The organism is Ureibacillus terrenus (genome assembly GCF_006569205.1).
GTDB classification, from domain to species: Bacteria; Bacillota; Bacilli; order Bacillales_A; family Planococcaceae; genus Ureibacillus; species Ureibacillus terrenus.
In genome coordinates this window covers 162,496-186,798 of record NZ_VIGD01000004.1, presented here as the reverse complement: position 1 = coordinate 186,798, position 24,303 = coordinate 162,496, and the positions used below count along the sequence as shown (strand labels likewise).

The window sequence follows — 24,303 nt, the reverse complement described above, 5'->3', positions numbered from 1 at the left end:
AAAATTTTATCATAATTTTACTGAATTGTGTGATAAAAATTAATTTTCTTTATGGTATTGAATAAATAACGGCTGAAGCTGCTTTTTGTAGTGAATTGCATGCACGACCGTGTCCACCATTTTTGAAAAGTCCGCAATTAAGGAAGTAGGTTTATTGAATGGGTCATCTTGGCCGAAAGGAATGAAGTAAATATTTTTTGAGTTCAATAATTTCATGATATTGACGCCGTTTAAGCCGAGGGCATCATTTGTGGAAATTCCGATGACGACGGGATTTCCGTTTCTTAAAGTCGCTTTTGCCGCCATTAACACGGGGCTGTCTGTGGCAGCATTGGCAAATTTGCTGATGGAGTTTCCAGTCATCGGCGCAATGACCATGCAATCAAGGGGATTTTTCGGCCCGAATGGTTCTGCTTCCACAATCGTCGATACAACTTTATTTCCCGCCAATTCCTCAATTTTTTTCACCCACTCTTCCCCGGAACCGAAACGAGTGACCGCTGTCAGCACCGAGTGGGTTACAATCGGAATGACCTCTGCTCCGGCTTTGCGGAGATCGGTGATTTTCGGAACGACATCTTCATATGTGCAATGGGATGCAGTGATGCCAAGCCCAATTTTTTTACCTTTCAGCAAGATTTTCTCCTCCTTAATTGTCCCACAATCGAATTATATAAAATGTTTGCCGCGTCATTCGGGAAAAATTTCCCCGGCAGCGCCGGCAATAATTCGTAATTATCCCGTTCAACCCCATCCTGCAAACAACCAGGATAGGAGGCCAAATCATAAACCGGCATGCGAATTTGTTCATTCATACCGCTATCCAGCCATTTTGCAGGAATCGTATTGATAAAATAATCCGCCTTGATTTCCCCCAAATCCGCCAAATAGGACACTTCATAGCGGAAAGCTTTTGCCTCGTTTAATTGCACATCGCTCCTTACGGCAATCACGACTTCGGCGCCTATGCTTCTCAACAAGTGGCCAAGCGTTTTCGCTACCCGGCCAAAACCGGTAATAATGAACCGTTTTCCCGAAATGGCCTGTTTCGTCTGATAAAAGGTCGCGACAAAGGCTTCAGCCGTCAACAGCGCATTTTGCCAAATAAATTCTTCATCTTCCAGATAATAGTAAACTGTGTTGTCTTTTATAATTTCTTTCCATTCGCTGTTTGTCTTTCCGCAAAAAACAATGGCATCGTTTAAACCCAATACGGCTGGCGCCTCGATTTTCAATGGCTGGATTGGGAGCACAATATAGTCCGGCCGTTCCGAAAGCGCGAGCTGGTTCAGCTCATGGTCCCAGGCCGTCCTGCTTTTGTAAAATACCGTCCGTTCAGGGCCGCTCAACTTCTTAGCAAGTATCTTTAATCGGGCATCTGTTCCAATGACAAGCCATTTTTCGTTTTTCATCCGTCATAATGCCTTCTTGTATTGAATGCTTTGCGAAACAAAATCCGATCTTCCCCAATCAAATAGATTTCTTCCCAAGGGATAAATAAAGACGCGCTTTTTTTTCGGTGAAAGGGCATACGGGAAGGTTCAATTAGTTCGAAACCCAAAATTTTTCCTGTTTTTGGATCAAAAATGCATTCCGTCTCGGATAAATAGCCGTAGCGAATCCCATTTTCCATTTCAATCAACTCTTTTTCGGCAAGCTCCGATAATAGCATCCATTCCCTCCTCTAAGAGCCTATTAGTACTATATGCATTGAAAATCCGTTAGGTGCCCATATCGTTCTAAAACTTTTGATTGACACATTCCGTTACAACTGTATATACTGTATATACACAGTTGTATATCCGTATGGTGGTGACTTCATGGATATAAAATTAACGAACGCAAGCGACAAACCGATTTATGAACAAATTTCAGAACAAATCAAAAAGGCAATCATCACAGGAATATTGAAACCCGGGGATCCGCTTCCCTCCATCCGCAGTCTGGCAAAAGAGCTGAAAATCAGCGTGATGACGACAAAGAGAGCCTATGCGGATTTGGAACGGGACGGATTTATCGTCACTTTTGCCGGAAAAGGAAGTTTTGTCGCGGAACGGAACCAGGAGTTTTTGCGGGAGGAATTGCTTCGCCAAACGGAGGAACATTTATTAAAGGCTGTTCAAACGGCAAAGCTTGCGGGAATCAAGGGAAATGAATTAATTGACCTTTTGTCGATGTTAGTGGAGGAGGAATTGGAATGACGAATGCTATCGAAGTGACGAATCTGAAGAAATCATTTCCTCAATTCCAATTAAAAGATGTTTCTTTCCAATTGCCAGCCGGCACCATTATGGGATTCGTCGGAGAAAACGGCGCCGGAAAGACAACGACGATTAAATGCCTTTTAAATTTGTTAAAAAAGGAGCACGGGGAAATCAAGATTTTTGGCCTTGACCATTCAGAACATGAAACAACCATAAAGGAACACATTGGCGTCGTGTTTGATGAACTCTATATACCGGACACATTGCATGCAACCCATATCAACAACATTTTGGAAAAAATCTTCGACCGTTGGGATGAAGCTTACTACGCCGATTTATTAAAACGATTTAAAATCCCCTTTAAAAAGCCGATTAAACAGCTTTCCAGGGGGATGAGGATGAAATTATCCATTGCGATCGCTCTCTCCCATCATCCCAAATTGTTAATTTTGGATGAACCGACAAGCGGGCTTGATCCGATTGTAAGGGATGAAATCCTGGATCTGTTCATGGAGTTCATGCAGGATGAAGATAACAGCATTTTATTCTCCACCCATATTACATCGGATTTGGAGAAAATTGCCGATTACATCACCTTCATTCATGACGGGGAAATCGTCTTCAGCAAAAATAAAGACGAATTGTTGTACGACTACGGCATTTGGAAAGGAACCATCGAGCAATCCATGGAACTGCCGGAACATGCGAAAATTCGCATGCGGAAAAATGCTTTTGGCATCGAGATTTTGGTGAATCGCAAAGAAGTAAACAGCGCCTTTACGCTTGATAAGCCGAACATTGAAGATATCATGTTATTTTTCGTGAAAGGGGTTCATCCATGAGAGCGCTTATTTTGAAAGATTTGTATGTGATGTTCTATCAAAAGAACTTAATGGCAATCTTAACAGTGTTATTTTTCATCGCTTCTTTCTTTTTTGGAGACCCTGGATTGCTGACGGTTTTTCTCAGCGTTCTATGCATAACGCAAATCAATATGCTCCTTGGCTATGATGAAACAAGCAATTGGTACCGGTTTGTCTATACTCTGCCGGTCAAAAAAGCCGATATCGTAAAAAGCAAATATATTTTGAGCTTAATTCTGCTTTTCTTCATCGTCTTAATCATCTTGCCTGTATCCTTGATTACGAATATAATGGCAGGATCCGCTATTGCGCTGAAAGAAACCTTTCTAATTTTAAGCATTGTCGGCTCCAGTCTGCTTATTATATTGGGGATTATCATTCCAGTAATCATTAAATTCGGAATTCAAAAAGGGCGTATTTTTATACTGGCTTCCATTTTTATCCCGGTGATTGCCGTAAATGTCTTTTCCAATGGGAATATAGTTGTACGGTTAATTGAGTTCATTGACTTAATCAGTCTCATTTCTTTGCCGGTTGCAGCAATTCTTTTCTATTTGTCCTATAAACTTTCCGTTTCCATTCTGAAGAACAAAGAGTTTTAGCATGGAAGCGTTCGTCTGATATTGCATTGTGAAACGCCCTTCCTTTGCGGTCAGCGCCACCCCTTTTGTCGCCCGCAGCGGGTTGGCGCGGTTCATGCGGCCGTAACGGGGGCAAAGATTAAAAAAATTTACTATTATAAGTAAGGCTGCCCTGAAAGTTTCATGCTTTCCGGACAGCCTCTTCTTTCATGCATTGACAATTTTTCTTTCATAATTTTGGACATCCTGCCCGATGATGGCCACCGCCGGTTCAACGGAAAAAATCTTTTGGATGAGCGCCGTCACGGAATCCATGGAAATCGCCTCGATCTTTTCGATGATTTCGTCGATTGTCAGATGACGGCCAAAAATCAGCTCGTTTTTCCCGTTCCGCGTCATCCGGTTCGTCATGCTTTCCATATTGAGCAGGAAGCTTGCTTTCAGCTGCTCTTTCCCATTCTCCAGTTCCCCTTCAGTCACACCATCCCTTTTTATTTTTTCGATGGATTTGACGATCGTTTCATGCAAAATGGATAATTGCTGATTATTGGTGCTTCCGTAAATGGTAATTGCCCCGACATCCATATAACAGGAAGGATAGGAGTAGATGGTATAAGCCAATCCTTTTTCCTCCCTGACTTCCTGGAAAAGGCGCGAGGACATGTTGCCTCCAATGATGTTATTTAATGCGATAAAGCTGAAATAATTTTGGTCTTTTACACTGATGGCGGGATAGCTCATTGCAATATGGGACTGCTCCACATCCCTTTCTTTGACGAAATGGCCGGAATGAAACTTCGGATATGTCAAATGGAGAGGCACAGCCTTTTCGGATGGCTCGAAATGCCCAAACAGCGATTCGATATGTAACAATAATTCCTTTGAAATATTTCCAGCGAGGGAAATGACGACATTTTTAGGATAATAATGTTTATCCATATAGTTTTGAATCATATTCCGATCAAATGTTTGAAGGGTTTCCTTTGTTCCCAAGATGGGAAGTCCCAGGGCATCATCAGGGTACATGACCCTCCATAACCGTTCATGAATATCGTCATCCGGGGCATCCTCGCTCATTAAAATTTCCTCCAACACCACTTGACGCTCTTTTTCCAATTCATTTTTTTCGAAAACTGAATGGAAAAACATATCCGCCAATATATCAATGGCCAATATTCCATGATGATTCAGCACTTTTGCGTAATAGCATGTATTTTCTTTCGTTGTAAACGCATTCAATTCTCCGCCGATGCGGTCAAACTCTTCGGCAATTTGCCTTGCTGTGCGGGTGGAAGTCCCTTTAAAGAGCATATGCTCAATAAAATGGGTAATGCCATTTTCTTCCGGCAATTCAAAACGGGAACCCGCTCCTACCCAAATTCCCACAGAAATGGAACGGACATATGGAATATGTTCATATACAATCCTTACGCCGTTTTGGCAAGTATAAACGCTAACCAATTTTCAACCTCTTTCTATTACCTTTTCATGTAGTTTCTTTATCAAAACTACTACTTACTTTACAAAATATTCAAGAATATGAAAAGTTTTTTGCTAAATTAACCAAAATAAAAAGAGGTTGTTCCCCTTCCTTACAACCTCTCAGCTTCTTATCGTTTTGAATTCGATTTTAGTTTTGCACGTTCCCTGTCCTCTTTGATTACCACTTTTCTGGACAAGTTGATGCGTCCTTGGTCATCGATATCGATGACTTTTACAAGCACTTTATCTCCCACTTTAAGCACATCTTCGACGCGGTTTGTCCGTTCTTCCTGGATTTCGGAAATATGCAATAATCCGTCTTTTCCAGGGAAGAGTTCACAGAATGCTCCGAAACGTTCAATCCGTTTTACTGTCGCGAGGTAATATTCGCCGACTTTCGCTTCACGGACGATTTCTTCGATGATTTCTTTCGCACGCAAGTTCATTTCTTCATTCACGGATGAAATGTAAATTGTACCATCTTGTTCGGTATCGATTTTAACGCCTGTTTCATCGATGATCCGATTAATCGTTTTGCCTCCGGAACCAATAACATCGCGGATTTTTTCCGGATTAATTTTAATGGAAATGATTTTTGGCGCATATTTGGAAACTTGTTTGCGCGGTTCTGCAAGCGTTTGTTTCATGTGTTCCAAAATGATCATACGGCCCTCTCTCGCTTGCAACAACGCTTCTTCCAGGATTTCGCGGGATAAGCCGTCAATTTTAATATCCATTTGTAAAGCTGTAACACCTTTTTCCGTTCCGGCCACTTTAAAGTCCATATCTCCAAGATGGTCTTCAATGCCTTGGATGTCCGTTAAAATGGTATAATTTTCGCCGTTTTTCACAAGCCCCATCGCAATTCCTGCAACCGGCGCTTTAATTGGCACTCCGGCGTCCATCATCGCAAGGGTGCTGGCACAAATGGATGCTTGTGAAGTAGAACCGTTGGATTCCAATACTTCAGACACACATCGGATGGCATATGGGAATTCTTTTTCATCCGGAATGACAGGGAGCAATGCACGTTCACCTAATGCACCATGACCGATTTCGCGTCGGCCGGGACCACGCATTGGACCAGTTTCGCCAACCGAAAATGGAGGGAAATTATAATGGTGCATGAAGCGTTTTGATTCTTCCAAGCCTAATCCGTCGATAATTTGCACATCGCCTAATGGACCTAACGTACAAATGGAAAGCACTTGCGTTTGGCCGCGGGTGAACAGACCGGAACCATGGGCGCGCTGCAAAAGACCGACTTCTGATGAAAGAGGCCGGATTTCGTTGACTTTGCGTCCATCCGGGCGCACTTTTTCCACTGTAATTAAGCGCCGCACTTCTTCTTTCAGGATTTTATCTAATACCATATTCACTTGTTTAAGTGTATCTTCTTCCGCTTCCTGTTCTTCGTAATGGGCAATCACTCTTTGTTTTACTTCTTCGATGGCTTCTTCGCGGGCCAATTTCTCCACTGTTTGGATTGCGGCGATCATATCTTCTTCGCACATTTCTCTGACCGCTTTTTCAAGCTCGGCATCGATTTCGAACAATTCCACTTCGATTTTTTCTTTGCCGACTTCCGCGACAATTTGTTCCTGGAACTGAATTAATTTTTTAATTTCTTCATGGCCAAACATAATGGCTTCGAGCATTGTTTCTTCCGGCACTTCTTGCGCTCCGGCTTCCACCATATTGATGGCATCTTTATTTCCCGCCACCGTTAAATGAATTTTACTTTTCTCGGATTGAGCTACATCAGGATTGATGACAAATTGTCCGTCGACATATCCCACATTCACGCCTGCAATCGGTCCATTGAACGGAATATCCGAAATGGAAAGCGCCAATGATGAACCAACCAATGCGGCCACTTCTGTCGGACAATCCGGATCGGAAGACATGACGATTGAAATAATTTGAACCTCATTGCGGAAGCCGTCCGGGAACATCGGGCGAATTGGACGGTCAATCAAACGGGATACCAGGATGGCATGTTCGGATGGACGTCCTTCGCGTTTTATAAAGCCCCCAGGAATTTTTCCTGCGGCATATAACCGCTCCTCATAGTTTACTGTGAGAGGGAAAAAATCCAAAGCTTTCGGTTCTTTGGACATCGTTGCCGTACAAAGCACTGCCGATTCTCCGTAGCGGACGAGGACAGCGCCATTGGCCTGTTTTGCCAATTGACCGACTTCGATGATTAATGGGCGTCCGGCCCAGTCATATCGATAGACTTTCTTTTCGGTCATAGAATGAATCTCTCCTTTCTTCTTGAAGACAACCGACATGATGATGGTGATACCATTAGTAAGTGTATCAAAAAAGCAATTTCTATGCTAAACATTTTCAATTAAATTATGGTAATTTTACATTAATTGTTCCTTTCTTTCGTACTGTTTTTTGGATAAATAAAAAGCGGGAGAATACCCCGCTTTTTATTATCGACGAAGACCTAATTTTTCAATTAATGCACGGTAACGTTGAACGTCTTTTTCGCGCAAATATTTCAATAAATGACGGCGGCGTCCAACTTTTTTAAGAAGACCGCGTTGAGAATGGAAGTCTTTTTTATGAACCGCCAAGTGATCGTTTAATACGCGGATTTCTTCTGTTAAAATTGCAATTTGCACTTCCGGAGATCCAGTGTCTCCTTCGTGAGTTTGGAATTCTTTGATGATTTCGTTTTTGCGTTCTTTTGAAATAGCCATTATGCTTCCTCCTATTTTTTTATTACTCCTTTAGCACAGTCAACCGTCGGAGAGTCGGTATGCCGAGCTAAGGAATGTAATAATTTTCATTCACTGAATGATAATATCACAATTCAATGAATGAAGCAAATTATTTTTTTGAAAAAAATTCAATGGCCTGCTCTTTGTCGCGGGTAATCTGGGCTTTCAAGGATTCGATGCCATCAAATTTTTGTTCGTCCCGAAGCCGTTTATACCAATAAACTTTCACTTCTTCTCCATAAATATTTTTTTGAAAATCCAAAATGTGCACTTCAATTGTTAATTGCTTTTCTTCGGGGTTTTTAAAGGTCGGTTTAAAACCTACATTGCAGATGCCGTTATAAAGTTGATTTTGTACAAGCACTTTTACGGCATACACGCCTACTTTCGGAATAAAACATCCTTCCTTTGATTGAATATTGGCAGTAGGAAAGCCGATGGTACGGCCCCTTTTATCACCTTGTACAACAATTCCCGGAACTTGATAAGGACGGCCCAATAATTGATGGACCGTTTCCATGTCCCCTTCCCTTAAACATTTCCGGATGCGGGTGGAAGAGATTTTTTCCCCATCTTCTATTTGCTTATCCACGACTGTCACTCCAAAATCCCCCCGGGACAATTTTTTCATTAACTCCATATTTCCTTTTCCAAAAGCGCCGAATGAAAAATCAAAACCTGCCGTGACATGTTTGATATTCAAGTCGCGTATAAAATATTGGATAAATTCTTCCGGTGAGAGTTTGGCAAAATCGGAAGTGAATTGAACAACAAATGTTGTGTCAACTCCCATTTCTTCCAAAATTTCCAATTTCAACGGGAGAGGAGTAATATAAAAGATTTTTTCATTGCTGTTTCCCAATACAATGGAAGGGTGGGGGTCAAAAGTCATTACGGCACTTTTGACATTTAGCTCTCTCGCCTTTTCCATCGCAGTTTTTATAACCACTTGGTGTCCTTTATGTACCCCATCAAAAAAGCCGACCGCCAGGGAATAGGAAGTGGAAGGATCTACTTTATCTAATTGATACGGATATTTTAAATGGATTACGTTCATTCATTTGTCCTCCTAGAAATTATTTGGAAACATCTTTTCCGGTTTCATGAGCCCCGGCTTCTCAGGATGTTTCGTATATACGGCAATCGCCTTCCCGTTACGGCAAAAAACAATTTTGTCATTCTTTTTTAATAATGAATGGAGTTTCAAAATTTGTCCATTGCAAATTTTTTTCTCCATCGAAGCATCCATTTCAATGAAAGGATAAGCGGATAAGGCTTTTTCAATGGGAAGGAGAAGCTGTCGGACCCTGCCTTCTTCCGCAGCTTTTTCAACTTCCCGAAGAGTCACGCAATCCTGTTTCGTAAAATTCCCTGACGCGGTTCTGACAAGAGAAGCCATATGGCTAGGATATCCCAGCAATTCTCCAATTTTTACTGCAAGCGTGCGAATGTACGTACCTTTGCTGCATTTTACACGGATTTTAAATTTGATCTCTTGCCCTTCAAACAGTTCCCGTTCATCAAGGAGCTCCAGTTTGTAAATGGTCACTTTTCTGGATGGACGCTCTATTTCAATTCCTTTCCTCGCATATTCATAAAGTTTGACTCCCTTTACCTTTACGGCCGAATACATTGGGGGAATTTGTTCGATTTCGCCGGTCAATTTTGATAACACCTTTAGCAATTGATCTCTGGTGATCCTTTTGTAAGTCGCATCTTCTTCCACCGTCTCTCCCTCGGCATCTTCCGTAGTCGTGGAACGGCCGATGGATACATATGCTTCGTATGTTTTGCCCGCGTCCATTAAATATTCAGAGATTTTCGTCGCTTGTCCGATACAAATCGGCAATACTCCTTCGACTCCCGGATCAAGGGTCCCCGTATGGCCTATTTTCTTTGTTTTTAATATTTTTCGGAGTTGAACAATACAGTCGTGGCTTGTTAAACCACTCTCTTTCCATAATGGCAAAATTCCGTCCACTTGAATCCCCCCAGACTTCAATAAAAAAAGCCTACCTGCATGTAACGTTATGCAGTCGCAGGCTTTTTGTCGATATCGGTTTACGCTTCTTCGTCTTCCTTGATGGAACGTAAAAGCTGTTCAATTTTGTTGCCATATTCTATAGATGAATCAAATTTGAACGTAATTTCAGGAGTTTTTCGCAGGCGAATGCGATGGCCGATTTCGGAACGGATAAACCCTTTCGCCCTTTCCAATGTTTTTAACGTTTCTTCCCGTTCTTCATCAGTTCCTAAAGTCGAAATATAAATCGTGGCCTGTTGAAGATCGCCTGTCACTTCGACATCCGTTACGGTAACAAATCCAAGGCGGGGATCCTTCAATTTTCGGCCGATGATGTCGCCCAGCTCTTTTTTTATCTGTTCAGCAACACGATTTGCACGCAGAGACATAAATGTCACCTCTTTTAAGAAAGCAGAGTAAAAGTACAGGTTCATGTACTTTTATCTACTTTTCTTGATAGTGTTATCGTTATTTTAGTTGGAATCCGAAAAATTATCCCTTATAAATATTCCCGGGATAATTCCAACAGCTCCCATGTTGGATTCGATTCCAAAAATTCGATTACATGATCGATTTCCCGATCCGCCGCGGAACGGGATGAGGCAACGGTCACCACGGCAATTTTTGTCCGCTGCCACACGTCCTGATGATCGATTTCCGCAACAGATACGTTAAATCTTTGTCTTGTTCTCGATATCATCCTTTGGAGAACTGCACGCTTCTCTTTTAACGAATGGGCATCCGGAATCACAAATTCCGCTTCCAAGTAGACAATCATTTTCGCTCAATTTCTTCCATTACGTAGGCCTCGATGATGTCGCCTTCTTTAATATCGTTGAAGTTTTTAATTTGCATACCGCACTCGAAGCCTTTGACAACCTCTTTTACATCGTCTTTGAAGCGTTTTAAAGATGCAAGTTCCCCTTCGTAAATGACAATTCCATCACGGATGACACGGACGTTGGCATCACGGGTGATTTTGCCATCAGTCACGTAAGAACCTGCAATTGTACCCACTTTGGAGATTTTGATTGCTTGACGCACTTCCGCCTGACCGATGACTTTTTCTTGATATTCCGGATCAAGCAATCCTTTCATGGCAGATTCAATTTCTTCGATTACTTTATAAATGATGCGGTGCAGGCGAATTTCCACGCCTTCTTCTTCCGCTGCCCGTTTAGCATTGGCATCAGGACGTACGTTAAAGCCGATCACAATCGCATTGGAAGCTGCTGCCAGGCTGATATCGGATTCCGTAATCGCTCCTACGCCAGTATGGATAATTTTTACTTTTACCCCTTCCACATCGATTTTCATCAATGAGGAAGCCAACGCTTCTACAGAACCTTGTACGTCCGCTTTGATGATAATGTTCAGCTCTTTAATATCCCCTTGGGACATTTGTTCGAACAAGTTATCCAAAGTAATGCGTGCTTTTTGGGCACGGCTTGCCTGTATTGCCATTTGCGCACGCGCTTCCCCGATTTCCCGTGCCGTTTTTTCATCTTCAAAGACTACGAAACGGTCACCTGCCTGAGGAACCTCATGCAATCCCGTAATTTCCACCGGTGTTGCAGGTGTGGCTTCTTTTACGCGGCGGCCTAAATCATTGACCATTGCACGGACGCGGCCAAACGTATTTCCGACCACGATCGGATCGCCTACTCGCAATGTACCGTTTTGCACCAGCAATGTGGCTACAGAACCGCGGCCTTTGTCCAAGCGGGCTTCGATTACCGTACCGATTGCCCGGCGGTTTGGATTTGCTTTTAATTCAGAAACTTCCGCGACGAGCAAAATCATTTCCAACAGCTGGTCAATTCCTTCGCCTTTCAATGCAGAGATAGGCACGTAAATTGTATCCCCGCCCCAGTCTTCAGGAACTAGTCCGTATTCGGTTAATTCTTGCATGACGCGCTGAGGGTTTGCTGTCGGTTTGTCAATTTTATTGACCGCCACAATGATTGGAACATTCGCCGCTTTTGCGTGGTTAATGGCTTCCACTGTTTGTGGCATGACACCGTCATCGGCTGCCACAACAAGTACAACGATATCCGTGATTTGCGCACCTCTCGCACGCATTGTTGTAAATGCTTCGTGGCCTGGCGTATCAAGGAAAGTGATTTTCTTTCCGTTAATATCTACTTGATATGCACCGATATGTTGTGTTATGCCCCCGGCTTCCCCTTCCGTCACTCTTGTGTGCCGGATTGCGTCCAATGTCGTCGTTTTTCCGTGGTCAACGTGACCCATGATCGTTACGACCGGAGGACGTTCCACCAATTCTTCTTCCGGATCTTTTTCTTCGAAATAAATATTCAAATCCGTTTTATCGATCCGTACCTCTTCTTCCACTTCCACGCCATAATCTGCGCAAACCAATTCAATGGCGTCTTTGTCAAGGGATTGGTTAATTGTCGCCATGATACCGAGCATGAAAAGCTTTTTAATGATTTCCGAAGGTTCCCGGTGCAATTTTTTTGCAAGTTCCGCAACCGTTAAAGATTCATAGAAAGTGATCTTTTCCGGAAGTTCTTTTTTTACTGGCTGTTGAGGCTGCTGCTGTTTGGATTTTTGGCGTTTTCCTCCATGAATGCCGGGTTTTTTGCGTTGTGGGCCTTTATTTTTTGAATGATGGAGACCATCCTGTTCTTTCGCCGCTTTGTTCCTTTTTATTTTTTCAAAAGAAACGTGAACATCGTGATGGTCGTCATGATCTTCTTCTTTCTTTTGAGATTGCTCTTTTCTTTTTACGTCTTTATGTTGCGGCTGTTTTGGTCTATGTTTTCCTTCAGCCTTTTTCACATGTTCATCGCTTTCATGTGTGCTGAAGATTGCATCCAGTTTCGCTACCTCTTCTCCGTTAAGCGTAGACATGTGGTTTGAAACATTTATGTTTAATTTTTTTAATTCTTCAATAACTTCCTTGCTAGGTCGATTCACTTTCTTGGCATATTCATGAACTCTCATTTTGGTCATTTGCTCACCCCCGATGAATTTTCGCTGAGTAGGCTGGACATTTTTTTGGCAAAGCCTTGGTCGGTAATGGCTATGACAACCCTGGCTTCTTTTCCAATCGCATGCCCCAGCTCGTAGCGATTGCCGAATATATGGCACTCAACATTATAAAACGTGCATTTGTCTTGTATTTTTTTTCTTGAATTGTAGGCTGCATCCGAAGAAAGAATTACGAGCTTCGCATTGCCGCCTTGAATTTCTTTGACAACCAGTTCTTCGCCGGAAACGACTTTCCGCGCTCTTGTCGCCAATCCCAACAATTGCAGAATTCTTGTTTTATTCATTTTTCAACAGCTGCTCCCTGCGAATAAGCCGTATTAACTCATCATAAATTTCGTCCGGAATTTTTACATCTAAATGGCGTTCCAACACCTTGCTTTTACGCGCCTTCTCGACAACTTCTTCCGATTTGGAGACATAGGCGCCGCGGCCGGATTTCTTTCCGGTCGGATCTACAAATACCTCTCCTTCTTTCGTACGGACAATGCGAAGCAATTCTTTTTTCGGAAACGATTCACCAGTAACGACGCAACGGCGCAAAGGAACTTTTCTTTTCGTTGGCACGCAGATCACCTTCCCTCATACGCATTCCATTTTAAGCGATTTTTTTAATCAAGAAAATCTTAGAAAATCATATCAATTTATTCTTCATCGACTTCAACATTTTGATAGAGATCAATTTGCTCGAAGGAAGTTTCGTCTTCTTCCTCTTCTTCTTTTTTGAGAAGAGGGCTGTTTTCATTTGGATAGATGCCTAATTCGCGGGCCTCGGACTCGCTTTTAATATCGATTTTCCAGCCAGTCAATTTTGCAGCAAGTCTTGCGTTTTGTCCGCGTTTTCCGATGGCAAGGGATAGTTGATAATCCGGAACGATGACCGTCGTCGATTTTTCTTCTTCATTGACAATGACATCCAGCACTTTTGATGGACTTAGCGCATTGGCAACAAAAATGACAGGATCTTCTGACCATTCAACAATATCGATTTTTTCACCATTTAATTCGTTGACAATGGCTTGTACGCGTGCTCCCTTTGTACCGACGCAGGCACCTACTGCATCCACTTCGGGATCATGGGCGTAGACGGAGATTTTGGAACGATCTCCTGCTTCACGGGCGATGGATTTTATTTCTACAATTCCATCGTAAATTTCCGGAACCTCCATTTCAAATAATCTGCGGAGTAAACCGGGATGCGTCCGGGATACGATAATCTGTGGCCCGCGGGTCGTTTTTTCTACTTTTGTAATGTAAACACGGATGCGTTGTTGAGGTTTATATTCTTCTCCCGGTATTTGTTCATGTACCGGCAGCGCCGCTTCTACTCTCCCAAGATTGATATAAACATTACGGGCATCTTTTCTTTCGATGATCCCGTTGATGATATCATCCGTGCGATCCACGAATTCTTCATAGATTACCGTTCTTTCCGCTTCGCGGACACGTTGGGTTACGACTTGCTTAGCCGTTTGCGCGGCAATACGTCCGAAGTTGCGGGGTGTCACTTCCTGTTCGATGATATCGCCAGGTTCATAAACACTGTTGATTTTTCTGGCTTCTTCCAGCGATATTTGCAATCGCGGATCTTCCACTTCCTCAACGACTTCTTTTCTTGAAAAAACTTTAATTTCCCCAGTTTCCTGATTAAAATCGATGCGGACATTTTGCGCTTGATTGAAATTGCGTTTATAAGCCGTAACCAGTGCAGCTTCGATCGCTTCCACCAATACTTCCCTTGAAATGCCTTTTTGCTGTTCCAGAGCATTTAAAGCTTCTAGTAATTCACTGCTCATCGTTTCTTTTCACTCCTAAATTAATATGATGAAAAATCGATTGCCAATCGAGCTTTCGCAATCTTTTCCTTTCCGATTTTTACAAGAACATTGCGGGTTTTTACACGAATTTCGACTTCCAGGCTGTCTTCGTTGTTGGATCTTAAATATCCGTAGAACTCTTTCATGCCTTCTACCGGTTCATACGTCTTGATGTAAACGTATTTGCCGACCGCTTTCTCAAAATCTTTTTCTTTCTTCAGCGGGCGTTCTGCTCCCGGAGAAGAAACTTCTAAATAATAGTTTTGTGCAATAGGGTCCTTTTCATCCAGCACCGCACTTAGCCGCTCGCTTACCAGTGCGCATTGTTCAATATCTATTCCACCTTGAGGGGTATCGATGTATACACGGAGGAACCAGGTGCGGCCCTCTTTTACAAACTCAATATCCACTAATTCCAAATTTAATTCTTCCAAAATCGGAGTTACCAGCTGTTCAACGGTCGAAGTAATTTTGCTCATATAATCCTCCCAACGTATCGTTTCCTTGGCTAAAAACAGAAATTCCACCATAAAATGGTGAAATTCGAAATCCGTGTACGTATGAAATCGACCCTCCTGGTGGAGAGCTGAATCCTGACCTGTTTCAACAATAGAAAAGAGCGGGAAACCCCACTCTTTTGCTGCAGAAATATCAACAATTTATTGATATTACAATAACACAATCTCTTAAGAAATGCAAATTTAAGAAACACTTGCGGCAAGATGCGGGAAAAAGACATTCATTACCGATCATATTGCAGCTAGAATAAAGATAATTGATTGTTGTCCGGCAAACCGTCCAAAACCCCCAATTGTTCCATATACTCAATCAAGGATTTTGATACGCGTCCGCGAGTTTGCAAGTCTTCCTTGGACAAAAACTCCTGTTCATCCCTCGCTGCTACAATTTGTTTCGCAACGCTTTCGCCAAGGCCCGGGATGGCATTAAACGGAGGAATAAGCGAATTCCCCTCAATCACAAATTCGGTCGCTTTTGATTTGTACAAATCGACATTTTTGAAACTCATGCCTCTTTCACACATTTCAAGGGCAATTTCAAGGACCGTCAATAAGTCTTTTTCTTTTTTCGATGCATCCAAACCTTTTGCATTGATTTCTTCGATTCTTGTACGGATTGCCCTTGAGCCTTTGATCATCGCCGGCAAATCGAAATCTTCCGCCCGGACAGTAAAATATGCGCAATAATAGGCAAGCGGGAAGTGCACCTTAAAGTATGCCACGCGGACCGCCATTAATACATAAGCAGCGGCGTGAGCTTTCGGGAACATGTATTTAATTTTTTTGCAAGATTCGATATACCAGTCCGGCACATCATGTTCCCTCATGGCCTTTTCCATTTCTTCCGTCAATCCTTTCCCTTTGCGGACGGATTCCATCGTTTTGAAGGCAAGGGATGGATCCAAACCTTTGTAAATCAAGTACACCATGATGTCATCTCGGCACCCGATGACTTCCGAGAAGGAACATACATTGTTGGCAATCAGTTCACTCGCATTTCCGAGCCATACATCCGTACCGTGGGAAAGCCCTGAAATTTTCAGGAGCTCCGCGAATGTTTTCGGTTTTGTGTCCTCCAACATTTGGCGGACAAATTTTGTTCCGAATTCCGGAATGCCGAGGGTACCGGTATTGCATAAAATTTGTTCCGGGGTTACCCCGAGCGATTCGGTTCCGGTAAAGATTGCCATCACTTCGGGGTCATCCGGCGGAATGGTTTTCGGATCGATGCCCGTCAAATCTTGAAGCATCCGGATCATCGTCGGATCATCGTGTCCGAGAATATCCAGTTTTAAGATATTATCATGGATCGAATGGAAGTCAAAGTGCGTTGTGCGCCATTCCGCATTTAAATCGTCCGCAGGATATTGGACCGGCGTAAAATCGTAAATATCCATATAATCCGGAACAACCAGGATTCCTCCGGGGTGCTGTCCGGTTGTCCGTTTTACCCCGGTGCACCCCTGGGCCAAACGGTCGATTTCCGCCGAACGCAAATTGAGATTATTATCGTTTGCGTATCCTTTTACAAAGCCGTATGCCGTTTTTTCAGCCACCGTACCGATTGTTCCCGCACGGAATACCTTATCTTCCCCGAACAGCACCTTCGTATAATTATGAGCACGGGGCTGGTATTCCCCGGAGAAGTTCAAGTCGATATCCGGAACTTTGTCCCCATTAAACCCGAGGAATGTTTCAAACGGAATATCTTGTCCGTCTTTTTTCAAAGGGGTGCCGCATTCAGGGCAGTCTTTGTTCGGCAAATCGAATCCGGAACCGATGGAACCGTCCGTAAAGAATTCGGAATAGTGGCAGTTCGGACAAACATAATGCGGCGGCAGAGGATTGACTTCCGTAATTTCCATCATCGTTGCGACGAGCGAAGATCCCACAGATCCCCGGGAACCTACCAAGTAGCCGTCCTCCAACGATTTTTTCACGAGTTTGGCAGAAATTAAATAAACGACTCCAAATCCGTGCCCCAAAATGGAGTTCAATTCTTTTTCGAGGCGTTTTTCAACAATTTCCGGAAGTTTTTCCCCATAAATTTTATGGGCCATTTCATAAGTCATCCGTTTGATTTCCTCTTCGGCTCCTTCGATCACCGGCGTGTAAAGTTTATCTTTGATCGGCTTCACATCGCCGATCATATCGGCGATTTTTTGGGAGTTTGTCACCACGATTTCCTTGGCAAGATCCGGCCCTAAAAACGCAAATTCTTCCAGCATTTCATCCGTAGTCCGGAAATGCACTTTTGGCAGCGGATATCGGTTAAGAGGATTGGCTCCTCCTTGGGAAGATACGAGGATTTTCCGATAGATGGCATCATGTTCGTCCAAATAATGCACATTGCCCGTCGCGACGACAGGCTTATCCATTTTCTTGCCGAGCTTTACAAGCTTCCGGATGATATCCTCCAAGTGCCATTCATCGTGAATCGTTCCGCTGTCCAACAATTGTGAATATACCGGCTTTGGATGCACTTCAATATAGTCATAGAATTCCGCCACTCTTTCCGCTTCTTCCGGCGATTTGTTCATCATCGTTTCAAACAGCTCGCCGTTGCCGCATCCGGAACCGATGATTAATCCTTCCCGATGTTTCATTAAATCGGAACGGCGGATGCGGGGAACGCGGTAGAACGTTTCCGTATGGGAAATGGAAACTAATTTGAACAGGTTTTTCAATCCGACATTATCGACCACCAAAATCGTGCAGTGGTATGGTCTGGATTGTTTGTAGGAGTCCTGTCCGCCCATGAATTTGTTGAAATCGTCATGGTATTCGATGCCTTTTTCCTTTGCTTCTTTCAATAGATGCAGCAGCAAATATCCGGTGGCCTCCGTGTCATAAATCGCCCGGTGATGCTGGGTAAGTTCAATGCCGTATTTTTTACATAGAGTATTCAAGCGGTGATTTTTTAAGGTTGGATTTAACAATCTGGACAGTTCAAGGGTATCAATCACCGGATGTTTGACCCCTTTAATTCCCGCTTTTTCATAGGCGGTATAAAGGAAACCGGTGTCAAAGGATGCGTTATGGGCAACGACAATCGCATCTCCTATGAATTCATGAAATTCCCTTATGACATCATCCACTTCCGGTGCATCTTTCAACATATCATCGGTAATATGCGTCAATTCCACGATATTTTTTGGGAGAGGCCGGTGCGGATTGGCAAAACGTTCAAATCTGTCAATGATTTTGCCGTCACGGATTTTCACCGCCGCCAATTCAATAATCGTATCGTACGCAGTGGATAATCCGGTTGTTTCCACGTCAAATACGACAAATGTCGCTTCATCCAGTTTGATATGTTGTTCTTCATAGGCAATCGGAACACCATCATCGACCAGGTTCGCTTCCAAACCATAAATGATTTTAATGCCATATTTTTTTCCGGCGGCATAGGCTTCCGGATAAGCTTGCACAACGGCGTGATCGGTAATCGCGATGGCGGGATGCCCCCACTTTGCCGCTTGCGCAACAAGGCGGTCGACCGGAGTTACCGCGTCCATTTGGCTCATCGGCGTATGTAAATGCAATTCGACCCGTTTTTCCCCCTCAGGTGCGGTGTCTTTTCGAGGCTCTTTATGAATTTCATTGATATCATTGGCAATCATCACTAATTCGCGCACAAATGTATCATTTTGCACAGAACCTCTGACCCTTACCCACATTCCTTTTTTAATGCGGGCCATTTTCTCGGCATCATCATTGTTGCGGGAAAACATTTTCACCAAGATGGAGTCCGTGTAATCTGTCAGTTTCATTTCCAGCAATGAACGGCCGCTTTTCAATTCTTTTATTTCTACGGCAAAAACGTGCCCTTCGATGACAATGCGGCGCTCTTCTTCCACTATCGATTTGATTTCGGCAATCTCCGGATCGTGGATCATAGAACCGATTTGCACAGGACCTTCTTCAACCGGAGAAGGTTCATTCTTCTCTTTCTCTTTTTCTTTTTCACGCTTTTGAAAATCTTCAATGGCTTGTCTTGCCAATTCGATTTCTTCCCGTTTACGCTGTTCCATCAACCGTTCCTGTTCCGCTTTTTCTTCTTCCGATGCTTCGACCAATTTGAAATCCACCGTAATCGGAGGAAATCCGAAACAAGCATACGTTTCTGAAATGATATCCCGATACTTCGATTTCAACGTCAATTGTTCCATTTCGGAAATACAGGAAAGAATGAGCTTATTTCCTGTCCAAACCGGGACTTGGCAAGTCAATCGTTTTTTCACCGGCGGAGAGGCATCAATCCGCTCCACGACAGATAACCAATATTCGGAAATGAGATTTTCCGTCACTTGCGGATTTTCTGTTTTAATCGTGAGTACCGTCTGGGCTATATGGTGAAATGCTTCCATCAAGCGGGTGTAAAATAGTTGATATACTTGAAATGGCAATATATTTTTCAACTTCACGGAGAAATTCCAAATTCTCTTTTTCTTATGAACGGTCAACCGGGTTAGTTCCCCCTGTTCAAAAAAGGGCATGTAAATATCATCCGTTAATTTTAATTGGGATAAAAGCATCCGCAAGTTCTCTCTTGCTTTTGAATGTTCCATCCAATTCACCGCCTTTCCTCCGATGGAATAAAAAATGAAAAGAATTCGCACAACTCGTGACAAGGCGGACAAGCGGCCTGTCTTTGAGAGCAGCGAATTCCATAAGTTATCCCAACTAAAAATTATACACTATTTTTTAAAAGTCTGTTTGAAATTATTCCGTTCGGTAAAATTCATTTAACCGGTCGATCAGTTCTTCTTTCACGCATTCAACTGTTTCGCCCGTTTTCCTGTTTTTCAATTCCACAATTCCGTCTTTTGCTTTTTTGCCGGCTGTCACACGAATCGGTAAGCCGATTAAATCAGCATCAGCAAATTTCACGCCTGCCCTTTCATCCCGGTCATCAAATAAAACATCGTAACGATATGTCGTCAAAATATTATAGAGGAGTTCTGCAAGATGATGTTGCTCTTCATCCTCTGCGTTTGCTGCCATGACATGCAAATCATAAGGTGCCAAATGTTTTGGCCAAGAAAGCCCTTTTTCGTCTTGGAACCGCTCCGCCAGGACAGCAAATATTCTTGTAAGGTCCAATTGAAAGCTTGCTATTTGCAAAGGGATTGGTTTTCCATCCTGTCCGGTAATGGTTGCCCCCATTTTTTCGGCATAGGCAGGATTGATTTTGGTTAATCGCCCTATCGAAATCCCTTTTTCAAGCTGAATCGTTCCATGGCCATCAGGGGAAGGATCCCCTTCTTCGATGTATCGGATATCTTCATATAAATTAATGGCAAAGTCGCGATTCGGATTGACGTTGATATAATGATAGCCCTCTTCATTTGCACCGCTGGCCCCGTTTACAATGGACTTAATCCCATGGTCGGCAATGACCATTATGTCAATGGGCAATTTAATTGGACCGATGAAGCCTTTCGGGCAACCGATGTTTTCCACGATTTCTTCATCGCTCGCAAATCGCACATTTGTTGCATTCAATATTTTTGCTATTTTTCGTAAATTTAATTGATGGTCGCCGCGAACGAGAGCTACAACAATCTTGCCATCGACATTTAGCACGAGGGATTTGATGCACTTGCTTGGATCAACTTCCAGGAAACCGCACAAATCGTTGATTGTTTGGATGCTTGGTGTAGCAATCTTTTCCAACGGTTTCAAATCTTCATCGAACGGTTCATATTTTCTGGACACTTTTGCAATTTCTGCAATTACCGCATAATCCGACTGATCGGAATAAGCAATCCATTCCTGCCCGATTTCCGTCCGAATGACAAATTCATAGGATTCCTCGCCGGCAATTTTGGTATCCGCTTCTGCCAAATCCACGGTCAATCCCAAGCGGGAAAAAATCCGTTCATACGCTTCCTTCATTTGTTCAAAGCCGTCATTCAAACCCTCTTTGCTGTTATGAAATAAATACGCTTCCTTTACGAGAAATTCCCGAGCCTGCAATAAATCGAGACTTGGCTTTATGTCGCTGCGGAACCGGTTTTGGAATTGGTAGAGAAGAAGCGGCAATTTTTTATACGTTTTGATTTCATCGGAAATGATGGAAGTCATCAACTGCAAATTTGATGCAAACAGCATATCTTTACGATCGTCCTGCGCAGAACCCGGATGCCCTTTCAGGCTTTCCGCCGATCCGGACTGCCGCGGCAAATCCGTATGTATGTACGGCAATACCACTTCAATCGCATCTCTCTTTTCGATTTCTTCCCGAACTATTTGTATTATTTTTTGCATTACCCTTTTTGCCAAAGGTAAATAAGAATATGTTCCGTTCGGATGTTTTCGAATATAGCCTGCACGCATCAGCATTTGGCAGGATTTCGTTTCCGCATTTCGAGGCACTTCACGCATTGTCGGAATCAACGTTCGGCTTTGTTTCATAAGTGCTCCACCTTTGTTTTCTATCTTTCTTAATAGAATAGCATACCCCTGGAAAGAATGAGTATATACATTTTTTGAATTGTGACACGCCACTCTCTTTTATTCTTGCAAAACCGGAAATACTCCTGCTGTACAAACCTATTTCTTGCAAAAAAAATCGCCTCCGTCGGCAAACCGGATGGCGAAGAAAAAGTTTTATTGGTGGAAAAACAATCGCTGAATATCGTTCCACGTTACAGCAATCATTAAAATCATTAACAACACGATTCCTACGAAATGAACCATGCCTTCCTTTTTGCGGTCGACAGGTTTTCCTCTTAACGCTTCAATGCTGAAGAACATTAATCGTCCGCCGTCTAACGCAGGAAGAGGAAGCAGGTTCATGATACCCAAGTTAATGCTGAGTGCTGCTGTCCAATACATGAGCGTAAAGAAACCGTGTTTTGCAACTTCCCCAGTCGCTTGATAGATGCCGACAGGACCTGCCAAATCGTCAAGGGAAAAATGACCGGCAATTAAATGAACTAACGCTTGCAGAATCAAGACGGTGTATTCCCAAGTTTGTTGAAAACCATAAACAACCGCTTTTATTGGATTTTTCTCAAGAGGGCTTTGGTAGATTACCCCAATTTGCCCTACCTTTTCACCATTTTCCAATTCCACATATTCCGGGACAACCGTCAACTCGGCCTCTTGTCCGCCTCTTTCAACAATCATTGAGAGCTCTTTCCCGGGATTTTCTTTAACATAATTTGTTAAATCTTCCCATTTATCAATTGGATGTCCGTTTATGGATTTTACATAATCCCCGGCTTTCATGCCCGCTTCGGCTGCAGGACTGTCATCCATTACTTCGGAAATAATCGGTTCGTTCGTCGGAACCCCTTGGAAGATTCCCAGAAAAATAAAAATGACAAATGCCAGAATGAAGTTAAACAATGGACCGGCAAAGATTGTCAGTGTGCGCTGCCACAACGATTTCGCTTCAAATGTACGGTCGAAAGGGGCAATGACCGTTTCTTCCCCGTTTTCAATGATTATGGCATTCCGAGCCACGTCGAAGCGCACGAGCCGTTCTTCCTCATCATACCCCTCAATCCATAAATCCTTATTTAAATCCGCCCGTTCCACTTCCATGAATAACACATTGGGATTCTGGACATTTTGGTTCAGATAAATCTTTTCTACTTTTTCATCATCATTTAATACGAGACCTACCCGATAGCCTGGTTGGAGCTCGATTTGATCAAACTCTTCCCCGGCCATCCGCACATAACCGCCGAGCGGCAATAATCGGATGGTATATAATGTTTCACCTTTTTTCATGCCAAAAATTTTTGGGCCCATACCAATGGCAAATTCCCGCACTAAAATTCCTGACCGTTTAGCAAAAATGAAATGCCCGAGTTCATGAAAGAAAACGATTAAACCGAATACGAGGATAAACGCCAATATTGTTTGCATAAAATACCACCTTTAAAGCCGCGTTGGAGTTTATTGTACCATACTGAGCACTTTTTTTCTTGTTTCCTTGTCCACATGCAAAATTGTTTCCAAATCCGGGTTCGAAATATTATCATGGTTGTCCATAATCCGCTCGATGATTTCTTCAATTTCCAAAAATGCAATCTTCTCCTGCAAAAACAATTGCACTGCCGCCTCATTTGCAGCATTCATTGCCGTTAAAATTGTCCCGCCCATTCGTCCTGCTTCATAAGCCAATTTTAACGCTCTAAACCGTTCAAAATCCACCTTTTGAAAATGCAGCTGGCCAATTTCCGCCAAATTTAACGGTTTGCCGCCAATGAGTGGCAAACGATCCGGATAGCTTAGTGCATATTGGATCGGCACCCGCATATCCGGTGTGCCCAATTGGGCGATGATGCTTGTATCTTGGAACTCCACCATTGAATGAATGATGCTCTCCTTATGAAGCAATACATCGATTTGATCAAACGGCATTTCGAATAATACATGGGCTTCAATAACTTCCAATCCTTTGTTCATCATCGTTGCCGAGTCAATCGTAATTTTGGCCCCCATTGACCAATTCGGATGATTTAAAGCTTCTTTTACAGTAACATTTTTTAATTCCTCGCGGGTTTTATCCCTGAATGCGCCGCCGGAAGCCGTTAAAATGAGACGTCGAATCTGTTTTGGGTTTTCCCCGTTCAACGACTGAAAGATGGCTGAATGTTCACTGTCAACCGGCAAAATCGGCGCATGATGCATTTTCGCCTCTTCCATCACAAGATGCCCGGCGGTTACGAGAGTTTCTTTATTCGCGATGGCAATCGTTTTCCCCATTCGTACAGCCGCCAATGTCGAAGGCAATCCGACACTGCCCAAAACGGCATTCACCAAAATGCTCGTATCCGGATGGGTTGCGACTTCTATCAGCCCTTGTTCGCCGTATGTAAAATTTATATGTGGAAACTCTTTTTTTAATGCATAGGCATCTTTTTCTTCCTGCACAGAGACCAGCTCCGGCTGCAATGCCTGGATAATTTCACGGGTCTTTTCTATATTTTTTCCTGCAGAAAATGCAACAAGCCGAAACTCTTCAGGATGGTTTAGTAAAATATCGCAAGTTTGCAATCCGATTGAGCCTGTTGCCCCCAACAAACTGATCTTTTTCAACATGT

The 24,303-nt window shown here is 43.1% G+C and carries 22 protein-coding genes; 3 read left to right on the top strand and 19 right to left on the bottom strand.

The genetic code is table 11. The annotated features are described in order from the left end of the window. Positions 1-39: 39 nt before the first annotated feature. The 3 genes from FKZ59_RS04845 to FKZ59_RS04835 are packed head-to-tail and all read right to left on the bottom strand — an operon-like array spanning position 40 to position 1,672. Complete coding sequence (locus tag FKZ59_RS04845) at positions 40-636, bottom strand: dipicolinate synthase subunit B (RefSeq protein ID WP_141601615.1); 597 nt, start codon at positions 634-636, stop codon at positions 40-42. Further along, complete coding sequence (locus FKZ59_RS04840) at positions 630-1,412, bottom strand: dipicolinate synthase subunit A (protein ID WP_141601614.1); 783 nt, start codon at positions 1,410-1,412, stop codon at positions 630-632. The genes FKZ59_RS04845 and FKZ59_RS04840 overlap by 7 nt, the downstream gene beginning before the upstream one ends. Next, positions 1,409-1,672 (bottom strand): YlmC/YmxH family sporulation protein, encoded by a 264-nt coding sequence (locus tag FKZ59_RS04835; RefSeq protein WP_141601613.1) that lies wholly within the window; start codon positions 1,670-1,672, stop codon positions 1,409-1,411. Before FKZ59_RS04835 ends, FKZ59_RS04840 begins: the two co-directional genes overlap by 4 nt. A gap of 148 nt (positions 1,673-1,820) precedes the next feature. On the opposite strand from FKZ59_RS04835, the gene FKZ59_RS04830 reads away from it, so the two are divergent. The 3 genes from FKZ59_RS04830 to FKZ59_RS04820 are packed head-to-tail and all read left to right on the top strand — an operon-like array spanning position 1,821 to position 3,669. Further along, complete coding sequence (locus FKZ59_RS04830; protein ID WP_141601612.1) at positions 1,821-2,201, top strand: GntR family transcriptional regulator; 381 nt, start codon at positions 1,821-1,823, stop codon at positions 2,199-2,201. After that, positions 2,198-3,046, top strand: a complete 849-nt coding sequence (locus tag FKZ59_RS04825; RefSeq protein WP_141601611.1) for an ABC transporter ATP-binding protein — start codon at positions 2,198-2,200, stop codon at positions 3,044-3,046. The genes FKZ59_RS04830 and FKZ59_RS04825 overlap by 4 nt, the downstream gene beginning before the upstream one ends. Next, complete coding sequence (locus FKZ59_RS04820; RefSeq protein WP_141601610.1) at positions 3,043-3,669, top strand: ABC-2 transporter permease; 627 nt, start codon at positions 3,043-3,045, stop codon at positions 3,667-3,669. The genes FKZ59_RS04825 and FKZ59_RS04820 overlap by 4 nt, the downstream gene beginning before the upstream one ends. Positions 3,670-3,855: 186 nt before the next feature. On the opposite strand, the gene FKZ59_RS04815 is transcribed toward FKZ59_RS04820, so the two are convergent. From FKZ59_RS04815 to dxr, 16 genes are all read right to left on the bottom strand, one after another. Continuing rightward, the gene (locus tag FKZ59_RS04815) at positions 3,856-5,109 is read right to left on the bottom strand and encodes a M16 family metallopeptidase (protein WP_141601609.1); all 1,254 of its coding nucleotides are present in this window, start codon (positions 5,107-5,109) and stop codon (positions 3,856-3,858) included. Between the two features lie 149 nt (positions 5,110-5,258). Continuing rightward, complete coding sequence (pnp, locus tag FKZ59_RS04810) at positions 5,259-7,385, bottom strand: polyribonucleotide nucleotidyltransferase (RefSeq protein WP_141601608.1); 2,127 nt, start codon at positions 7,383-7,385, stop codon at positions 5,259-5,261. Between the two features lie 189 nt (positions 7,386-7,574). Beyond that, positions 7,575-7,844, bottom strand: a complete 270-nt coding sequence (gene rpsO, locus FKZ59_RS04805; RefSeq protein WP_141601607.1) for a 30S ribosomal protein S15 — start codon at positions 7,842-7,844, stop codon at positions 7,575-7,577. A gap of 130 nt (positions 7,845-7,974) precedes the next feature. After that, positions 7,975-8,922 (bottom strand): riboflavin biosynthesis protein RibF, encoded by a 948-nt coding sequence (ribF, locus tag FKZ59_RS04800; RefSeq protein WP_141601606.1) that lies wholly within the window; start codon positions 8,920-8,922, stop codon positions 7,975-7,977. A gap of 12 nt (positions 8,923-8,934) precedes the next feature. Then, positions 8,935-9,846, bottom strand: coding sequence for a tRNA pseudouridine(55) synthase TruB (truB, locus tag FKZ59_RS04795; RefSeq protein ID WP_141601605.1), 912 nt, complete (start codon positions 9,844-9,846; stop codon positions 8,935-8,937). Between the two features lie 80 nt (positions 9,847-9,926). After that, positions 9,927-10,277 carry a 30S ribosome-binding factor RbfA gene (gene rbfA / locus FKZ59_RS04790; protein WP_141601604.1) on the bottom strand — a complete coding sequence of 117 codons (351 nt, stop codon included), beginning with the start codon at positions 10,275-10,277 and terminating at the stop codon, positions 9,927-9,929. 110 nt (positions 10,278-10,387) lie between these two features. After that, positions 10,388-10,666 (bottom strand): DUF503 domain-containing protein, encoded by a 279-nt coding sequence (locus FKZ59_RS04785; protein WP_141601603.1) that lies wholly within the window; start codon positions 10,664-10,666, stop codon positions 10,388-10,390. Continuing rightward, positions 10,663-12,867 (bottom strand): translation initiation factor IF-2, encoded by a 2,205-nt coding sequence (gene infB / locus FKZ59_RS04780; protein WP_141601602.1) that lies wholly within the window; start codon positions 12,865-12,867, stop codon positions 10,663-10,665. Before infB ends, FKZ59_RS04785 begins: the two co-directional genes overlap by 4 nt. Further along, a complete protein-coding gene (locus FKZ59_RS04775; RefSeq protein ID WP_141601601.1) occupies positions 12,864-13,190 on the bottom strand; it encodes a YlxQ family RNA-binding protein in 327 nt (108 codons plus the stop codon). Before FKZ59_RS04775 ends, infB begins: the two co-directional genes overlap by 4 nt. After that, entirely contained in the window at positions 13,183-13,470 is a 288-nt protein-coding gene (gene rnpM / locus FKZ59_RS04770; RefSeq protein WP_141601600.1) for an RNase P modulator RnpM, read from the bottom strand. Before rnpM ends, FKZ59_RS04775 begins: the two co-directional genes overlap by 8 nt. Positions 13,471-13,547: 77 nt before the next feature. Next, positions 13,548-14,699: a transcription termination factor NusA gene (gene nusA / locus FKZ59_RS04765; RefSeq protein ID WP_141601599.1), complete on the bottom strand. Its 1,152-nt coding sequence runs from the start codon at positions 14,697-14,699 to the stop codon at positions 13,548-13,550. A gap of 20 nt (positions 14,700-14,719) precedes the next feature. After that, the gene (rimP, locus tag FKZ59_RS04760; RefSeq protein WP_141601598.1) at positions 14,720-15,199 is read right to left on the bottom strand and encodes a ribosome maturation factor RimP; all 480 of its coding nucleotides are present in this window, start codon (positions 15,197-15,199) and stop codon (positions 14,720-14,722) included. A gap of 281 nt (positions 15,200-15,480) precedes the next feature. Continuing rightward, on the bottom strand, positions 15,481-19,809 hold the full coding sequence (locus FKZ59_RS04755; RefSeq protein ID WP_141601597.1) for a PolC-type DNA polymerase III: 4,329 nt from the start codon (positions 19,807-19,809) through the stop codon (positions 15,481-15,483). A gap of 154 nt (positions 19,810-19,963) precedes the next feature. Then, the gene (proS, locus tag FKZ59_RS04750) at positions 19,964-21,658 is read right to left on the bottom strand and encodes a proline--tRNA ligase (RefSeq protein WP_141601596.1); all 1,695 of its coding nucleotides are present in this window, start codon (positions 21,656-21,658) and stop codon (positions 19,964-19,966) included. A gap of 195 nt (positions 21,659-21,853) precedes the next feature. Next, positions 21,854-23,122, bottom strand: a complete 1,269-nt coding sequence (rseP, locus tag FKZ59_RS04745; protein ID WP_141601595.1) for an RIP metalloprotease RseP — start codon at positions 23,120-23,122, stop codon at positions 21,854-21,856. A gap of 30 nt (positions 23,123-23,152) precedes the next feature. Continuing rightward, complete coding sequence (gene dxr, locus FKZ59_RS04740) at positions 23,153-24,298, bottom strand: 1-deoxy-D-xylulose-5-phosphate reductoisomerase (RefSeq protein WP_141601594.1); 1,146 nt, start codon at positions 24,296-24,298, stop codon at positions 23,153-23,155. Positions 24,299-24,303 lie beyond the last annotated feature (5 nt).